Genomic DNA, 16499 nt, shown 5'->3' on the forward strand with positions numbered 1-16499 from the left:
TTCGTAAGGGTGCCCGGCCGGCGCCGGTTCCGCCGCCGCGGGTGTCACCCGGCGATGGTGCTGCCGGGCGACACCCGCGCGGCGGGGCTACCGGTGGGTCGCCGGTACGCCGGTCAGCTGATGCCGGCCTCGACGCAGAGCTCGGCGAACTCGTCGGTGCAGAGCTCTTCGGCGGTGACGTAGCCGTCGTTGACCACGTCGGCGACGTTCTCCTTGTAGATGGCCTGCGGGGTGAGCAGCACCGACGGCACCTCCCGGTTGGTCTCCGGGTCGGTGACGGTCTGCGCGACCTCCTTGCGCTCACCGTTGGCCAGCGCGACCGCCAGGTCGGCGGCGGCCTGCGCCTCGGCCTTGATTGCCTTGTAGACGGTCATGCACTGATCGCCGGCGAGGATGTTCTGCAGGCCCTGCGGGGTGGCGTCCTGCCCGGTGACCGGCACCTGACCGTTGAGCTCGTTGCGCTTGAGCACCGAGATCGCCGCGTTGCCGAGGCCGTCGTTGGCAGCCAGCACGCCGTCGATCTCGCCGCCGGTCTGGGTCAGCATCTGCTCGAACAGCGTGGCGGCCTGGGTGTTGTCCCAGTCCGGCACCCAGCGGTCCGGGCCCTTGACGTACTCGCCGGACTCGTACAGCGGGTCGAGCACGCCGTCGTAGCCGGCCTTGAACAGGGTGGCGTTGTTGTCGGTCTCGGAGCCGTTTAGGGTGGCGATGGTCGGCTTCTCCACGCCGGCGTCGGTCAGGCACTTGACCAGGCCCTCGCCCTGCAGTTGGCCGACGGCCTCGTTGTCGAAGCTCACGTAGTACTCGGCGGAGCCGCCCAGGGTGAGCCGGTCGTAGTCGATGGTGGCGACGCCCTGCTGCTTCGCCTTGTCCAGCACTGCCTTGCCGGTGCCGGAATCCAGGTTGACGATCATCAGGACGGTGGCCCCGTCGGTGATCATCTGGTCGGCGAGGGTCTGGAACTGGGCCTTGTCGCCCTGGGCGTTCTGGATGGTGGCGTCGACGCCGGCGGCGTCGAACGCCTCCTGCAGGAAGCGCCGGTCGGCGGTCTCCCAGCGGTCGGAGGAGGCGCTGTCCGGCAGGATCACGCCGATCTTCGGAGTCGGCGTGTCGCCGCTGCCGGTGTCGCTGCCGGTGTCGCTGCCACAGGCGGTCAGGCCGCCGGCGAGCAGGACGCCGGCGGCGGCGGTGCTGAGGATCCCTTTGCGCATCGCTCGGGTCCTTTCGAAGGGTGATGTTCCGCGTACAAGGGGTTTGTGCTGGTGCGAGTCGTGCGGTCTCGGGCGTGGGCTCGCGGGGCGCTGGTGGGCTCCGGAGGCCCGGCCGGCGACGGCAACGGCCTGGGGCTGAGCTGGGCCATCGCGGTTTTTGTTGTGTCCGGCAACGTATTAGGACTGTGGTGCCGAGCACAAGACGGTGACGTCACCAGTTTTGTTGCCTGCGATAACAATTCAGCAACGCGGTGGACATCTGCCCGTCGACTGACCGGATCAGTGGGCCGCGATCGGGGCGAACCGGGCGCCAGCCACCGCTGCGAGGTCACCCGGAGTGATACTCAACTGCAACCCGCGACGACCGGCCGATACGTACACCTCGGCGTACCGCTGCGCCGAGGCGTCCAGCACCGTCGGCAGGCGTTTACGCTGCCCGATCGGGCTGATGCCGCCCCGGACGTACCCGGTGGTCCGCTCGGCGAGCACCCGGTCGGCGAGCACCGCGCGCCTGCCGCCGAGCGCCACCGTCAGAGCCTTCAGGTCCAGCTCCCCGGTGACCGGTACGACGCCGACGGCGAGTGCCCCGTCGACCTGCGCCACCAGCGTCTTGAACACCTGCTCGGCGGCGACGCCGAGGGCGGCCGCGACCGCCGCGCCGTAGTCCGGGGTGTCCGGCGAGACCCGGTACGGGTGTAGTTGGAAGGTGATCCGCCGCTTGGTCAGCAGCGTCGTCGCCGGGGTCGCGGTACCTGCCATGCCGCGCGACGTTACCGGCCGGGCGCCCGCCGTCGGCCGCGTGCGGTCACCGGCCGGGTGCCGGCACCGGGTGGGCGAGCAGCGCCGTCGGGGCGCCGGCCACCCGGGTCAGCACCAGACTCGCCGCCACGCCGGCCCCGGAGGCGGTACGCAGCCGCAGATCGCGGCGCAACTGGGCGGGGTCGAGCGGGGAGCCGCGTTTGAGGATCTCCAGCCGGGTGACGCCGCGTTCGCGCAGCAGCGCCCGCAGCCGCTTCAGCGAGAACGGCAGCACGTCGGTGACCTCCAGACATCGGCCGTACGGCGTGTCGGTCGGCGCGTCGGCGTAGACGTAGGCGATCGACTCGTCGGCGAGGGTGCCGTCGACGGTCGCGGCGAACGCGGCGACCAGGTGTGAGCGGACCACCGCCCCGTCCGGGTCGTACAGGAAGCGCCGGACCGGGCCGACGTCGACCGGCTCGTCGCCGTCGCCGACCAGGTCCGTGGCCGGCTGTCCGGTACGCAGCAGGGTGGCCCGGCGCGGGGTGTCGGCCAGCGGGCCGCACCAGAACGCCGCCTCGACCACCTCCCGGTCGACGCTGACCCACTCGGCCTCGGCTCCCGGCGGGATCAGCGCGTGGTCGATGCCCGGTGCCACCTTGAGCACGGTGCAGGGCACCCGGGCGACCAACGACCGGACGAAGTCCCACGGCGGGGAGTAGCTGTCCGGGTCGAAGGTGCGCCGACCGCTGCCGGACCGGCGGGCCGGGTCGCAGAAGACCGCGTCGTAGCCGGAGACGTCGACTCCGGTGGCGTCGGCGCAGACCACGTCGACCAGGTGGGCCAGCCCGGTCGCCGCGACGTTGGCGGCGGCGATCGCGGCGGTGGCCGGGTCGGCCTCCACCGCGTACACCCGGATGCCGGCCCGGGCGGCGGCGAGGGAGTCCGCGCCGAGACCGCAACCCAGGTCGGCGAGGTGGCGCACCCCGGCGGCGCGCAACCGGGCGGCGCGCCGGTCGGCGACCACCGACCGGGTGGCCTGCTCCAGGCCGGCGCGGGTGAAGAACATCCGGGCGGCGGCCGGGCCGAACTTGCCGGCCGCGCGGGCGCGCAGCGCGGCCTGGGTGAGTGCGGCGGTCGCCAGCGGTGCCGGCACCCCGGCGGTACGCAGTGCGGTCGCCGCCGCGAGCGGATCCGCCCCGCCCGGCGCGGCCAGCACCTCGGTCGCGGCAACCAGCGCGGCCGCGCCTTCCGGGGCGCGCAGGGCGGCCAGTTCGTCCGGGTGCACCGCGACATTGTCCATGCTCGGCCATCGGGCTAGCACTCCGCACAGGCGACTGCTAATCTGCGGTTAGCACTCTCGGGTCGAGGGTGCCAGCTCGCCGGCTCCCGCCGGTGAGCGAAACGCCAGGCGGTCCGGCACCCGCGACGACGGATCCGCCCGGTGGACATGAGGCAGATTGACGCCGGTTACCCACGTGGCCGGCACCAAAACCAGATACCCCAGGAGGGTATGCCCGTGACTACCGCGACCAAGGTTGCGATCAAGCCGCTCGAGGACCGGATCCTGGTCCAGGCGAACGAGGCTGAGACCACCACGGCGTCGGGCATCGTGATCCCCGACACCGCCAAGGAGAAGCCGCAGGAGGGCACCGTCCTCGCTGTCGGCCCCGGCCGCGTCGACGACAAGGGCAACCGGATCCCGGTTGACGTCAACGTCGGCGACACGGTCATCTACTCGAAGTACGGCGGCACCGAGGTCAAGTACGCCGGCGAGGAGTACCTGGTGCTCTCCGCCCGCGACGTCCTCGCGGTCATCGAGAAGTGACCTACTGCCAGTGCTGAACGCCCCGAAGCCCCAGCCCGGGGCTTCGGGGCGTCGCCCGTTGGCCGGTGCCCGGCAGCCGCCGGCCGGCCGACGGCTAGTGCCTGTGAAGGGAATGTCATGGCGAAGATCCTGAGTTTCTCGGACGACGCCCGGCACCTCTTGGAGCACGGCGTCAACACGCTCGCGGACACGGTCAAGGTCACCCTCGGCCCGCGCGGGCGCAACGTCGTGCTGGACAAGAAGTTCGGCGCTCCGACGATCACCAACGATGGCGTGACCATCGCCAAGGAGATCGAGCTCACCAACCCGTACGAGAACCTCGGTGCGCAGCTGGTCAAGGAGGTGGCGACGAAGACCAACGACGTCGCCGGCGACGGGACCACCACCGCCACCGTGCTCGCCCAGGCGATGGTCCGTGAAGGTCTGCGCAACGTCGCCGCCGGGGCCAACCCGGCCGGCCTCAAGCGCGGCATCGACGCGGCCGCGCAGAAGGTCTCCGACTCTCTGCTGGCCAAGGCGGCAGAGGTGGCCGACAAGGGCTCGACCGCGCAGGTCGCGACGATCTCGGCCCAGGACGCCACGATCGGCGAGCTGATCGCCGAGGCGATGGAGCGGGTCGGCCGCGACGGCGTCATCACCGTCGAGGAAGGCTCCACCCTGGCCACCGAGCTGGAGGTCACCGAGGGCCTGCAGTTCGACAAGGGCTTCATCTCCCCGCACTTCGTCACCGACGCCGAAGCGCAGGAGGCGGTGCTCGAGGACGCGTACATCCTGATCACCACCCAGAAGATCTCCTCGATCGAGGAGCTGCTGCCGCTGCTGGAGAAGATTGCCCAGGACGGCAAGCCGCTGCTGATCGTCGCCGAGGATGTCGACGGGCAGGCGCTGTCCACCCTGGTGGTCAACGCCGTACGCAAGACCGTGAAGATCTGCGCGGTCAAGGCCCCCGGCTTCGGCGACCGGCGCAAGGCGATGCTGCAGGACATGGCGGTCCTGACCGGCGCCGAGCTGATCGCCCCTGAGCTGGGCTACAAGCTCGACGCGGTCGGGCTGGAGTCGCTGGGCCGGGCCCGGCGGATCGTGGTCGACAAGGACACCACCACGGTGGTCGACGGTGCCGGCAACGACTCCGAGGTCGCCGACCGGGTCACTCAGATCCGCAAGGAGATCGACGCGTCCGACTCGGACTGGGACCGGGAAAAGCTCGCCGAGCGGCTGGCCAAGCTCTCCGGTGGCATCGCGGTGATCAAGGCCGGGGCCGCCACCGAGGTGGAGATGAAGGAGCGCAAGCACCGCATCGAGGACGCCATCGCCGCGACCAAGGCCGCGGTCGAGGAGGGCACCATCCCCGGTGGCGGCGCGGCGCTGAGCCAGATCGCCGCCGTGCTCGACGACGACCTCGGCTTCGACGGCGACGAGAAGGTCGGCGTGTCGGTGGTCCGCAAGGCGCTGCACGAGCCGCTGCGGTGGATCGCCCAGAACGCCGGCTACGACGGGTACGTCGTGGTCGGCAAGGTACTCGAAGGCGACTGGGGCCACGGTCTCAACGCCGCCACCGGTGAGTACGTCGATCTGGCCGGGGCCGGCATCATCGATCCGGTGAAGGTGACCCGCAACGCGGTCAGCAACGCCGCGTCGATCGCCGGGCTGCTGCTCACCACCGAGAGCCTCGTGGTGGAGAAGCCGGAGAAGGCCGAGCCGGCCGCCGGCGGCCACGACCACGGGCACGGCCACCAGCACGGTCCCGGTTTCTGACCGGAAGTTCCACCTGCTCCACCCTGGATCCGCGTGATCAGTACGGCCGAGGGCGCACTCCGCCCGAGGTTTCTGATCACGCGGATTCTGCGTATCGTCGGCGGTACCAATGCGCCGTCGACCCGTACGGTGCCGGACAGATGGGTTGGACGTGATGACGCCGGAGCCGACGGTGCCGGACGCGACCGGGCCGGAGCCGACCGGGCCGGAGCCGACCGGGCCAGCTGCGCCGACCGAACCGCCGGGCCGCCTGCCCGGGCCGCTCGCGGCGCTCGCCGGGGTGGCCGCCGCCGCGCTCGCCCTGGGCCTGGCCGAGCTGGTCGCCGTCGGCACCGGCGCCCGCTCGGCACCGCTGGTCGCGGTCGGCGGGGTGGTCGTCGACACCGTCCCCGAGCCGCTGAAACAGTTCGCCATCGACGTGTTCGGCGTACACGACAAGACCGCGCTGCTGATCGGCACCGGCGTACTGCTCGCCGGGTTCGCGGCCGTGATCGGGGTGCTGGCCGCCCGCCGGCTCGCCGTCGGCTTCGCCGGCATCGCGGTCTTCGGCGTGATCGGCGCGGTGGCCGCGCTCACCCGGCCCGGCGCCGGGCCGGCCGCCGTCCTGCCGGCGGTGATCGGCGTGTCCGCCGCCGCGCTGCTGCTCTGGGCGTTGCTCGCCGGCCCGCTGCGGCCGGCCGCAGCCGCGTCGCCCGCCGAACCGGCGTCGATACCGGTGCGGCCCGGTGCCGGCACCGCCGACCGGCGCCGGTTCCTGTCCAGCGTCGGCGTGTCGGTCGGCGCCGCCCTGATCACCGGTGCCGGCGGTCGCTGGCTGGCGCAACGCCGGGGGGTGGCGACCGCCCGGTCCGCCGTGACGCTGCCCGCCCCGGTCGACGCCGCGCCGCCGCTGCCTTCCGGTGTGGATCCGGCGGCGCCGGGGCTGAGCCGGTACGTCACCACCAACCGTGACTTCTACCGGATCGACACCGCGCTGGCCGTTCCCCAGGTCGACCCGGACGAATGGCAACTGCGGATCCACGGCCGGGTGACCAACCCGATCACCCTGAGCTACGCCGACCTGCTCGGGATGGACCTGGTGGAGCGGTACGTCACGCTGGCCTGTGTCTCGAACGAGGTGGGCGGGGATCTCATCGGCAACGCCCGCTGGCTCGGCGTACCGGTGCGGGACCTGCTGGTCGAGGCGGGCCCGCTGCCCGGAGCCGACCAGGTCGTCGGCCGGTCCGTCGACGGCTGGACCTGCGGCACCCCGACCGAGGCGCTGCTGGACGGGCGGGACGCGCTGCTCGCGGTCGGGATGAACGGTCAACCGCTGCCGGTCGAGCACGGTTTCCCGGTCCGCATGGTGGTGCCCGGCCTCTACGGCTACGTCTCCGCCTGCAAGTGGGTCACCGAGCTGCAGTTGACCAGCTTCGCCGACTTCGACGCGTACTGGGTGCCGCGTGGCTGGGCGGCGGAGGGTCCGATCAAGACCCAGTCCCGGATCGACACCCCCCGGGTCCGCGCCGAACTGTCCGCCGGCACCGTGCCGGTGGCCGGGGTGGCGTGGGCCCCGCACCGGGGCATCAGCGGCGTCGAGGTACGGGTGGACGACGGCCCCTGGCGGCCGGCCGAGCTGGCCCCGGCGGTCTCCGCGGACACCTGGGTGCAGTGGGTCTGGCAGTGGCCGGCGACCTCGGGTGAGCACCTGCTGCAGGTCCGGGCGACCGACGGGACCGGCGCCACCCAGCCCGAACTACGCCAACCGGTCGCCCCGGACGGGGCGACCGGCTGGCACTCGGTCCGCGTCACAGTCCAGTAGGGATGTTCGAAACCGTGGCCGTGGTCAGGCGGTGGTGGCCGAGTCCGCCGGCTGCGGCCTGACGGCGGTCGATTCCGGCCGGCGCTGAGCCGGTACGGTCGACTTGTGCGGCCGGCCCAGCCGGGCCTCCAGCCGTTGCACGTCGACCCGGCCGCCGCGGCGGTCAGCGAGATCTTCCCAGCCGAGGGCGATCAGCCGGAGCCGTTCCGACTCGCTGAAACCGCCCCACACCCCGTACGGCTCGCGCACCGACAGGGCGTGCGCGGCGCACTCTGCGCGGACCGGGCAGGTCCGGCAGACCGCCTTGGCTCCCGACTCCCGGCGGTTGCGTGACGACCCTCGCTCACCGTCGGGGTGGAAGAACTGGGCGCTGTCCCGGCCACGGCAGGCACCAAGAATCTGCCACTCCCACAGGTCGACGATCGGTCCGGGCAGTCGGCGTACATCCGACATCTGCACCCCTCCTTCCGCGCGGCTCCTGCGGACACTTCGTGGTAGGACCAGGCGGCCGGCCGCGCAAGCGCTCCGGTCCTTCGTGTCACCGGGGTACCCGGGAGTCCCACTGCTCAATCACCCGTGCCGGAACGGGTGGGATCACCCGGGTCGGAACCTGCGCGCGATAGCCGGTCGGCGACGTGGCCACCGGTCCTGAACTTTCATCTTTTTTCGTGGCGAAGCGCATGAGTGAGCGTGCCTCGCGTGATCTGCTGCTGGCGGGAGAGGGGAGTCACAAGTGCGCAAGGTGCTCGTGTGTGTGCGAACAGTAGTTGCAGCTCAGAACATCACCGCCGCTGCCGCCCGGCTCGGTCTCTCCGCCGCAGTACGAACAGCGGTCTCTGAACCGGAGGTGATGCTGCGGCTCGCCGAACGCCCAGCGGAGATCGTACTCGCCGACACCGCCCTGGCCCGTCCGGACAGCGCCAGCTTCACCCGCCGGGTACTGGCCCGCTCGCCGGGCAGCGTGATCGTGCTGTTCGGCGGGGAGGACCCGCAGGTGGCGTCGGCCGCGCTGGCCGCCGGCGCCCGCGGGCTGCTGCGCGGCACCGACGACCTGGTCACCGCCGTGGCGAAGACCCTGCTGCTGCTCGCCGCGCCGGGCCGCCGTACGCCGGCACTGCTGACCGAGCAGTCAGCAGCCGCACCGGCCCCGGCGGTGACCGCCACTGTTGGTGCCGCTGGCGCGGCGACTCATCACCCCGGGGCCGCCGCCGCTGGTACCGACTCCGCCGGACAATCGGTCACCGGCGCCGCCGAGCAGACGGCTGCGGCCGCTGCCGGCGTGGATCCGGCCACCGGCCCGAACGTGGTGCCGAACCAACGCGACGACGCAGCCGCGACGGCACCGGCCGCCGACACCGCCGACGCACCGGCGCCCGTCCCGCACCCCGACGGCGCGTCGACCGACAGCGCACCCAACGGCAGCGCACCCAATGGCGGCGTGGCGCACGGTGCCGGACCGGACGGCGCCCAGCCGTCGGACGGTCGAGTCACCGCACTACGCCGGATCGGGCTCACCGAACGCGAACTCCAGGTGCTACGCGGGATGGCGGAAGGCAAGAGCAACGGCGAGATCGGCCGCGACCTGTTCGTCTCGGAGGACACCGTCAAGACCCACGCGCGACGACTGTTCCGCAAGCTCGGCGCACGGGACCGGGCGCACGCGGTGGCCACCGGATTCCGTACCGGACTGGTCGCCTGACCGACCTTAGCCCGGCCGGCCCTGGTCGTCGTCCGCCTCGTCCCGCAGGGTGTCGTGCACGCCGTCGGCGTACCCCCGGGCGTACTCCCAGCTCACGTAGTGGTCCGGGTCGGGGTTGAAGGCCGGCTCGTGCACCCTCGGCCGGCCGGAGTCGAGCAGGTGGCGCAGATTGCCGCGCAGCAGGTCCCAGTCGAAGTAGTGCGGCTCCCGGCAGTCCTCGCAGTCGATCACCAGCCCGCGGATCCCGACCGCGCCGAGCAGCGCCCGGTAGACCTCCAGGTCGGCGAGGTCCTCCAGCACGTCCTGCCGTTCGGCGGGCGTCAACGAATCCGGCTCGCCGGCCTCGGCGGGATCCTCCAGCCCGGCTGCCGGATCGGCGGGGTCGCCGCTGAACGGATCGATCGGCTCTTCGTGCACCCCTCCACCGTAGTCCCACCCGTACCGGCTGCGTGGGCCCCACCCGGTCTGGCTGGCCGCGCAGGTGGCGCGCCCGGCCGGTCCGGCGGTGGGTACGATGAACCATCGCACCGCAAGACGGGGCGAGCCGGTCAACCGCCACCCACGCCGGGCCGCCTGCCGACCCGGCGCCTGGGCATCAGCCGCCGCCGGCCGCAGGCGAACCGTCCGACCAGCTCAGGGGAAAAGTCGTGGAAAACTCGCCCACCCACCAGCCCGTCGTCGACAGCACCGCCAACGGCGGTCACGTGCCCCCGGTCCCCGCCGCGTTCGGCGGCCACGTGCCGGAGATGCCCGCCGGGTCGGCCCGGGCGGTGCCGCTCGGGTTGACCTTCGACGACGTGCTGCTGCAGCCCGCCGAGTCGGACGTCATCCCGAGCCGGGTCAACACAGTGACCTCGATGACCCGCAACGTGCAACTTTCCGTACCGCTGCTGTCCAGCGCAATGGACACGGTGACCGAGGCGCGGATGGCGATCGCGATGGCCCGGCAGGGCGGCATCGGCGTACTGCACCGCAACCTCTCCGCCGACGACCAGGCGATCCAGGTCGACCTGGTGAAGCGCTCCGAGGCCGGCATGATCACCAACCCGGTGACCTGCGGCCCGGACGACACCCTGCGGCACGTCGACACGCTGTGTGGCCGGTACCGCATCTCCGGTGTCCCGGTCGTCGACGAGCAGGGCGCCCTGGTCGGCATCATCACCAACCGCGACATGCGGTTCGAAACCGACCAGAGCCGCCCGGTACGCGACCTGATGACCTCGATGCCGCTGGTCACCGCCCCGGTCGGGGTGGCCAAGGCGGACGCGCTGGCCCTGCTGCGCCAGCACAAGGTGGAGAAGCTGCCCCTGGTCGACGACGCCGGCCGACTGCGCGGGCTGATCACCGTGAAGGACTTCACCAAGAGCGAGCAGTACCCGGACGCGACCAAGGACGACGCCGGCCGGCTGCGGGTGGCCGCTGCGATCGGCGTCGGCGACGACTCGTACAAGCGGGCCCGGACCCTGGTCGACGCGGGCGTCGACGTACTGATCGTGGACACCGCCCACGGCCACCAGCGCGGGGTGCTGGACATGGTGCGGGCCCTGAAGCGGGACACCGAGGTCGACGTGGTCGGCGGCAACGTCGCCACCTACGCCGGTGCCCGCGCGCTGGTCGAGGCCGGCGTGGACGCGGTCAAGGTCGGGGTCGGCCCGGGGGCGATCTGCACCACCCGGGTGGTCGCCGGGGTCGGTGTACCGCAGGTCACCGCGATCATGGAGGCGGTCCGGGCCTGCCACCCGGCCGGCGTTCCGGTGATCGCCGACGGCGGCATCCAGTACTCGGGCGACATCGCCAAGGCGCTGGTCGCGGGTGCGCACACGGTTATGCTGGGCAGCCTGCTCGCCGGCTGCGAGGAGAGCCCCGGCGAGCTGCTGTTCATCAACGGCAAGCAGTTCAAGTCGTACCGGGGTATGGGGTCGCTGGGCGCGATGCAGTCCCGTGGCCAGGCCCGCTCCTACTCCAAGGACCGCTACTTCCAGCACGACGTGCTCAGCGACGAGAAGCTGGTCCCGGAGGGTGTCGAGGGCCAGGTGCCGTACCGTGGACCGCTGGCCACCGTCGTGCACCAGCTGATCGGCGGGGTCCGGCTGGCCATGGGGTACGTCGGCGCCGAAGGCATCGACGACCTGCACCAGCGCGGCCAGCTGATCCGGATCACCGCGGCCGGTCTGAAGGAGAGCCACCCGCACGACATCCAGATGACCGTCGAGGCCCCCAACTACCACACCCGCTGACCTACGCCGTCGACCTGCCCGCGCGGTGGCCGAGCCGCCGGGCGGTCGACCTGTCCATGACGGAGATATGCCATGCGTGACGTGGTCGAGATCGGGCTGGGCAAGACCGCGCAGCGCGGCTACCACCTGGACGACATCGCCATCGTGCCGAGCCGGCGGACCCGGGACGTCGACGACGTCTCCACCGCGTGGCAGCTCGACGCGTACCAGTTCAAGATCCCATGCGTGGCGCACCCGTCGGACGCCACGATGAGCCCGGCCAGCGCCGCCAAGTTGAGCGAGCTCGGCGGGCTCGGTGTACTCAACGTCGAAGGGCTGTGGACCCGCTACGAGGACCCGAGCAAGGTGCTCGGCGAGTTGGCCGCGCTGGACGACGACGACCCGGCGACCCAGCGGCTGCAGGAGGCGTACGCCGAACCGATCCGCCCCGAGCTGATCGCCGAACGGGTCCGGCAGATGCGGGCCGGCGGCGGTACGGTCGCCGCCCGGGTGTCACCGCAGCACACCCTGGCGCTGGCCCCGGTGGTGCTGGACGCCGGCGTGGACATCCTGGTGATTCAGGGCACCCTGGTGTCTGCGGAGCACGTCTCCACCACCGACGAGCCGCTGAACCTCAAGGAGTTCATCGCCGACCTGGACCTGCCGGTGGTGGTCGGCGGCTGCACCGACTACAAGACGGCGCTGCACCTGATGCGTACCGGCGCGGCCGGGGTGATCGTCGGAATCGGCGCGGACGAGTGGTCGACCACCGACTCGGTGCTCGGTATCCGGGTGCCGATGGCCACGGCGATCGCCGACGCGGCCGCCGCCCGCCGCGACTACCTGGACGAGACCGGCGGCCGGTACGTGCACCTGATCGCCGACGGAGACCTGCAGACCTCCGGTGACATCGCCAAGGCGCTGGGCTGCGGTGCCGACGCGGTGATGCTCGGTGAGCCGCTGTCGCTGTGTGCCGAGGCCCCGGCGGCCGGGGCGTGGTGGCATTCGGTGGCCAGCCACCCGAAGCTGCCGCGCGGCGCGCTCGGGGTGGCCGACGAGCCGCTGGGCACCATGGAGCAGTTGCTGTTCGGGCCGGCCGACTCCCCGGACGGCCAGCAGAATCTGTTCGGCGGGCTGCGCCGGGCGATGGCCAAGTGCGGCTACCGCGATCTGAAGGAGTTCCAGCGGGTCGGTCTGGTCCTCGACCGGTGACCAGCCGCTGTCCGTCGTTCGCGCTGCGGCGGCGTACGTCCGGTGTCGCCGCGCTGCTCGCGGTGGCGCTGGCCACCGGTGCTGGCTGCGGCGTACTGCCGGAGCCGGTCGACCGGGGCGACGACAGCTCGACGGGTGGTTTCCAACCCGGCGCGGCCGGCATCGGCGACCCCTACTTCCCGACGTACGGCAACGGTGGCTACGACGTGGCCGGCTACCAGTTGACACTGCGCTACGACCCGGACAGCGAGCGGCTCGACGGCACCGCCACGATCACCGCCACCGCCACCACGGATCTGTCCCGGTTCAACCTTGACCTGGCCGGGCTGGTCGTTGACGCGGTCATCGTCGACGACACCCCGGCCGGGCACAGCCGCGACGGCAACGAGCTGGTCGTCACCCCGGCCACCGGGCTGGCCGACGGTACGCAGTTCACCGTGGTCGTCGACTACGGCGGCCGGCCCGAGCTCCTGACCAGCCCGGACCTGGGCGCGGGCGGCTTTCACGTGACCGACGACGGAGCGATCGCGCTCGGCCAGCCAGAGTCGGCCAGCACCTGGTTTCCGGTCAACGACCACCCGCTGGACAAGGCGACCTTCGACATCGACGTCACCGTTCCGGACGGGCTGGCCGCGCTGAGCATCGGCGTACCGGGGCCGACCAGCAGCGCCGACGGCTGGACCACCTGGACCTGGTCGGAGTCCACCCCGCTGGCCAGCTACCTGACCACCCTGGTGATCGGCGACTACCGGGTGGAGCGTGGCACCCACGCCGGTCGGCCGATGGTGACTGCCGTTTCCGCCGATCTGCCGGAAGGTGGCCCGGCCGAGCAGGCGATGGCCCGCACCGGTGAGATCGCCGACTACCTGGAGTCGGTGTTCGGTCCGTACCCGGTCGACGCGTACGGCGGCGTGGTGGTGAACGACGACCGGATCCGCTACGCCCTGGAGACCCAGTCCCGGCCGGTGTACGGCGATGTGTTCTTCGACTCCGGGCCGGTCACCTGGGTGGTCGCGCACGAGTTGGCCCACCAGTGGTTCGGCAACAGCGTGTCGATCCGGCACTGGCGGGACATGTGGCTGAACGAGGGTTTCGCGACGTACGCGGAGTGGTTGTGGTCCGAGCACGACGGTGCGGCCACCGTCGACGAGATGTTCGACCGCGAGTACGAGCGGATCGACTGGGCCAGCCCGGCCGGTGACCCCGGCCCGGCGGGGATCTTTAGCCAGTCGGTGTACAAGCGGGGCGGGCTGACCGTCCACGCGCTTCGACGGACCATCGGTGACGACGCGTTCTTCCGCCTGCTCCGCACCTGGACGGCCGAGCGCCGCAACGGCAACGCCAGCACCGAGGAGTTCGTCACGGTCGCCGAGCGGGTTTCCGGCCAGCCGCTGCGGGAATTCTTCGATGCCTGGCTGCAGGGCGACACCGCTCCGGCCAAGCCCTGACAGCTGATGGACGGGCGGGCCGGGCGGGCAGCCGGGCTCGCCCGTCATCAGAGTCCTTCCGTGGATACTCCGGCGTTGCGGCCGGGGAGGAAACGGAACCCCCGCGGAGCGGGACAGGGAAAGTCGATCCGCGGCCGAGGCGGATCGGTGTCCACCGCACACCAACCCCACGGTTCACGACCGAATCGCTAGGCTGTCGACTGTGTCCAGGACCGTGAAGCGGGCGTTCAGGTACCGCTTCTACCCCACCCCGGAGCAGGCGGCCGAGCTCGCCCGGACTGCGGTGTCTCACTGTGCAGCCGCCGGAAGTGGGACGCGAGGCTGTCACGGGCGTCCTGCGGGCGTCGTCCTCGGAAACCGCCGATACCGGGTCGTCCCGATGCTCGATCTTGATCAACAGGTGCTCAGGCACCTGGTTGGCGGCATAGACCATGTGCGCATTGTGATGGCTCGATCGCTGGACCGCAGCCCTGCCCCGCCGGGATCGGCCCGCACGACGGTCGATCCGTCTCGGTGCGGCCCTACTAACCGTTCGGGTCCAGGCTCTGCTGGTCGTTCGGGTCCAGGGCAGCACGCGCCTTGTCGCGGCTGGGGTACCCGCAGAGTTCGACGAGGTTGCCGGTCGTTGCGACGAAGGCCTCGTAGATGTCGTCGTCGAAATGGTTCAGCCAGTCACCGGCCTTGCCCTTGCGGTAGTGCGCCGTCGGCCCGGTCTCCAGGCGATTCTTGCGCATCCGGGAGAACCCGTGCCGGTCGAGCAGCGCCGCCAACTCGGCCGGAGGTAGAGCAATCCCGCAGTGCCGCATCAGCTCCGCCACCTCGTCCGCCTGTCGCTCGCCGGTCAGATTCTCGTATCGGAAGAGACGGAACGTCTCGGCGCTGGGTGCGACCACCCACGACCGCAGCGCGGAGAAGAGGTTTTTCTCCGCGAGGTGGTTGATGACGTACAGCAGGCCTTCCTTGCGGGGCTTCTCTCTGAGAATCTTCCGATGGTGCAGGACGTCACCCATCGGGGTGTGCGAGTTCCGCAGCGAGAAGTAACTGGAGACGACGATGTCGCGCGGGTCCCGCATCACAAAGATGGCCCGGTACCTCTCCGGCTTGGGGATCGCTTCGAAGCGTTTGTAGCCGACGAAGAGCGACGAGGCCACCCGGCCGGGCGGGATGGCGTCAGGGTAACGCCGCCGGTGGACTCGCTGATCGAAGGGCAGCAGACCGGAATACTGATACACGACCGGGTCGCTGAGGATGGCCTTCACCCACTGGCTGCCCGTCTTGCGGACCGTGCAGTGGTAGATGTTGTCGTATTCGCAGCGGGCGACCACCGGGATCGTCAGCCGGCTTCTCACGATCCGCGTCTCGAGCATCGTCCACCGCACCGCCACCCGCACGTTGCTGGGCGTGTGGTGCTTGGCGAAGGTGAAGGTCCGTTTGATCAGTGTCCTAGCCCTGTCTCTGCCCGCAGCCGGTCCCTGCCCGAAGCGGATCCTGCCCGAAGTGGACGACACGCATCAGCGGATGCCGCGCATCTCAGCCTGAGATGATAGTACGCACCCCAGCCTGAGATGATGATGGACGTGGACCGCCCGGTCAACCTCGGAGCTGCCCGTGAATCTCTTCATGCTGAGCGTGTCGACCCGGGAGTGGGCAGCGGAGGCCGATGCCGGACCGGGCACGCGGCGCAGCTCGCTTGTAGCAAGCGGTCACACAAGCGGGCGGCCTGGCCCACCCTGCCTGTACTGCGCACTCGATACGCGAGCTCGAGGTGGCCGGGCTGGTGACCTCCCGGCGTGGCGGCGGCACCCGGGTCGCGGCCGCGCCGCCCGCCAGGCCCGGTCCGGATGAGATGCTGCGTCACCACGCTGCCGCGTTCGTCCACGAGACGCGTCAACCCGGCGGGGACGACAGTCAGATCATCTCGGCGGTCGCCCGAGCGCTGGAGGCTTAGACGCATGACCTCGACGCGCAGGTCCGGTAGTCTGCCGCCCAGGAGTTGGGCCGGCTCAAAGGACGTCGAGAACGGCGCGTAGCAGCCGGTTGACCTCGACCAACTCGGCTGGGCTCAGCCGGCCGACGCGCTCGCCGATCGCCTTCTCGGCGTCAACGGCACGCAGTTGGTCCAGCATGAGTCGGGTTGGCTCGCCGCGCACGGTGACCTCGGGCCGGAACACGTACGGGTGGGCTGAGGTGGAGGTAGGAGCGACGATCGTCGTTGACAGGTTGAGATCGTCGGACTGCACCACCACGGCGTACCGCGCTCCTTTTTGCTCGTGACCGACGGCGTCGCGGGGTGCGCGCAGCCGGTAAACGTCACCACGCACTGAGCTCGTCCATCTCAGCCTGTACCCGGCGAACCTCCGCGAGGTCGTCGATGTTGCCACGAGCGTGCTCCGCGTCGGCCCGCATCTTCGCCCTCAGCGCCTGGTCGGCGTGCTCATCTAGAAGCCGCGTGATGACCTCGTCAATCGGCGCGTCACCGAACTCTTCCGTGCGGGTCCGCATCAGCCGGTCGCGAGTGGCCGTGCTGACCCGGATCGTCGTCGTCGCCATGCAGAGAATTCTACGTATCAGGCTACTTCTCGTCTACACCA

The 16499-nt window shown here is 71.1% G+C and carries 16 protein-coding genes; 8 read left to right on the forward strand and 8 right to left on the reverse strand.

The genetic code is table 11. From position 1 onward, the window contains the following. Positions 1 to 113: 113 nt before the first annotated feature. The 3 genes from ACFHWU_RS10025 to ACFHWU_RS10035 form a co-directional block, all read right to left on the reverse strand. Positions 114 to 1211, reverse strand: coding sequence for a sugar ABC transporter substrate-binding protein (locus ACFHWU_RS10025; RefSeq protein WP_416551333.1), 1098 nt, complete (start codon positions 1209 to 1211; stop codon positions 114 to 116). 279 nt (positions 1212 to 1490) lie between these two features. Next, complete coding sequence (ybaK, locus tag ACFHWU_RS10030; protein ID WP_416551334.1) at positions 1491 to 1970, reverse strand: Cys-tRNA(Pro) deacylase; 480 nt, start codon at positions 1968 to 1970, stop codon at positions 1491 to 1493. A 46-nt stretch (positions 1971 to 2016) separates the two neighbouring features. Then, the gene (locus tag ACFHWU_RS10035; RefSeq protein ID WP_416590366.1) at positions 2017 to 3252 is read right to left on the reverse strand and encodes a THUMP-like domain-containing protein; all 1236 of its coding nucleotides are present in this window, start codon (positions 3250 to 3252) and stop codon (positions 2017 to 2019) included. A gap of 210 nt (positions 3253 to 3462) precedes the next feature. On the opposite strand from ACFHWU_RS10035, the gene groES reads away from it, so the two are divergent. From groES to ACFHWU_RS10050, 3 genes are all read left to right on the forward strand, one after another. Beyond that, entirely contained in the window at positions 3463 to 3777 is a 315-nt protein-coding gene (gene groES / locus ACFHWU_RS10040; RefSeq protein ID WP_123606067.1) for a co-chaperone GroES, read from the forward strand. A gap of 117 nt (positions 3778 to 3894) precedes the next feature. Next, on the forward strand, positions 3895 to 5532 hold the full coding sequence (groL, locus tag ACFHWU_RS10045) for a chaperonin GroEL (RefSeq protein ID WP_416551336.1): 1638 nt from the start codon (positions 3895 to 3897) through the stop codon (positions 5530 to 5532). A gap of 154 nt (positions 5533 to 5686) precedes the next feature. Next, a complete protein-coding gene (locus ACFHWU_RS10050; RefSeq protein WP_416590367.1) occupies positions 5687 to 7333 on the forward strand; it encodes a molybdopterin-dependent oxidoreductase in 1647 nt (548 codons plus the stop codon). A gap of 24 nt (positions 7334 to 7357) precedes the next feature. Here the strand turns inward: ACFHWU_RS10050 and ACFHWU_RS10055 are convergent, their stop codons facing one another. Further along, a complete protein-coding gene (locus ACFHWU_RS10055; protein ID WP_416590368.1) occupies positions 7358 to 7786 on the reverse strand; it encodes a WhiB family transcriptional regulator in 429 nt (142 codons plus the stop codon). Between the two features lie 280 nt (positions 7787 to 8066). Between ACFHWU_RS10055 and ACFHWU_RS10060 the strand changes: the two genes are divergently transcribed. After that, a complete protein-coding gene (locus ACFHWU_RS10060; RefSeq protein WP_416567426.1) occupies positions 8067 to 9032 on the forward strand; it encodes a response regulator transcription factor in 966 nt (321 codons plus the stop codon). A 6-nt stretch (positions 9033 to 9038) separates the two neighbouring features. Here ACFHWU_RS10060 and ACFHWU_RS10065 read toward each other — a convergent pair whose 3' ends face one another. Beyond that, entirely contained in the window at positions 9039 to 9449 is a 411-nt protein-coding gene (locus ACFHWU_RS10065; RefSeq protein ID WP_416567427.1) for a DUF5319 domain-containing protein, read from the reverse strand. Between the two features lie 230 nt (positions 9450 to 9679). Here ACFHWU_RS10065 and guaB point away from each other — a divergent pair, with 230 nt between their 5' ends. From guaB to ACFHWU_RS10080, 3 genes are all read left to right on the forward strand, one after another. After that, complete coding sequence (gene guaB / locus ACFHWU_RS10070) at positions 9680 to 11269, forward strand: IMP dehydrogenase (RefSeq protein WP_416551339.1); 1590 nt, start codon at positions 9680 to 9682, stop codon at positions 11267 to 11269. A gap of 72 nt (positions 11270 to 11341) precedes the next feature. After that, a complete protein-coding gene (locus tag ACFHWU_RS10075; RefSeq protein ID WP_416551340.1) occupies positions 11342 to 12460 on the forward strand; it encodes a GuaB3 family IMP dehydrogenase-related protein in 1119 nt (372 codons plus the stop codon). Then, positions 12457 to 13908, forward strand: a complete 1452-nt coding sequence (locus ACFHWU_RS10080) for a M1 family metallopeptidase (RefSeq protein ID WP_416590369.1) — start codon at positions 12457 to 12459, stop codon at positions 13906 to 13908. Before ACFHWU_RS10075 ends, ACFHWU_RS10080 begins: the two co-directional genes overlap by 4 nt. A gap of 524 nt (positions 13909 to 14432) precedes the next feature. Here ACFHWU_RS10080 and ACFHWU_RS10085 read toward each other — a convergent pair. Further along, positions 14433 to 15347: a sulfotransferase domain-containing protein gene (locus ACFHWU_RS10085; protein ID WP_416590411.1), complete on the reverse strand. Its 915-nt coding sequence runs from the start codon at positions 15345 to 15347 to the stop codon at positions 14433 to 14435. A 338-nt stretch (positions 15348 to 15685) separates the two neighbouring features. On the opposite strand from ACFHWU_RS10085, the gene ACFHWU_RS10090 reads away from it, so the two are divergent. Beyond that, positions 15686 to 15856, forward strand: coding sequence for a hypothetical protein (locus ACFHWU_RS10090; RefSeq protein ID WP_416551342.1), 171 nt, complete (start codon positions 15686 to 15688; stop codon positions 15854 to 15856). 55 nt (positions 15857 to 15911) lie between these two features. Here the strand turns inward: ACFHWU_RS10090 and ACFHWU_RS10095 are convergent, their stop codons facing one another. Beyond that, a complete protein-coding gene (locus ACFHWU_RS10095; RefSeq protein WP_416567429.1) occupies positions 15912 to 16229 on the reverse strand; it encodes a type II toxin-antitoxin system PemK/MazF family toxin in 318 nt (105 codons plus the stop codon). After that, positions 16219 to 16458, reverse strand: coding sequence for a hypothetical protein (locus ACFHWU_RS10100; RefSeq protein ID WP_158632395.1), 240 nt, complete (start codon positions 16456 to 16458; stop codon positions 16219 to 16221). The genes ACFHWU_RS10095 and ACFHWU_RS10100 overlap by 11 nt, the downstream gene beginning before the upstream one ends. Between the last annotated feature and the right edge of the window lie 41 nt (positions 16459 to 16499).

The sequence above is a fragment of the Micromonospora sp. LOL_015 genome (assembly GCF_048060275.1).
In the GTDB taxonomy this organism is placed as follows: domain Bacteria; phylum Actinomycetota; class Actinomycetes; order Mycobacteriales; family Micromonosporaceae; genus Micromonospora_E.

Excerpts from the sequence above, each read along its gene's own strand:
- ACFHWU_RS10035 (WP_416590366.1), bottom strand. The coding sequence starts at position 3,252 with ATGGACAATGTCGCGGTGCACCCGGACGAACTGGCCGCCCTGCGCGCC.
- groL (WP_416551336.1), top strand. The coding sequence starts at position 3,895 with ATGGCGAAGATCCTGAGTTTCTCGGACGACGCCCGGCACCTCTTGGAG.
- ACFHWU_RS10075 (WP_416551340.1), top strand. The coding sequence starts at position 11,342 with ATGCGTGACGTGGTCGAGATCGGGCTGGGCAAGACCGCGCAGCGCGGC.
- ACFHWU_RS10055 (WP_416590368.1), bottom strand. The coding sequence starts at position 7,786 with ATGTCGGATGTACGCCGACTGCCCGGACCGATCGTCGACCTGTGGGAG.
- ybaK (WP_416551334.1), bottom strand. The coding sequence starts at position 1,970 with ATGGCAGGTACCGCGACCCCGGCGACGACGCTGCTGACCAAGCGGCGG.
- ACFHWU_RS10050 (WP_416590367.1), top strand. The coding sequence starts at position 5,687 with ATGACGCCGGAGCCGACGGTGCCGGACGCGACCGGGCCGGAGCCGACC.
- groES (WP_123606067.1), top strand. The coding sequence starts at position 3,463 with ATGCCCGTGACTACCGCGACCAAGGTTGCGATCAAGCCGCTCGAGGAC.
- ACFHWU_RS10025 (WP_416551333.1), bottom strand. The coding sequence starts at position 1,211 with ATGCGCAAAGGGATCCTCAGCACCGCCGCCGCCGGCGTCCTGCTCGCC.
- ACFHWU_RS10100 (WP_158632395.1), bottom strand. The coding sequence starts at position 16,458 with ATGGCGACGACGACGATCCGGGTCAGCACGGCCACTCGCGACCGGCTG.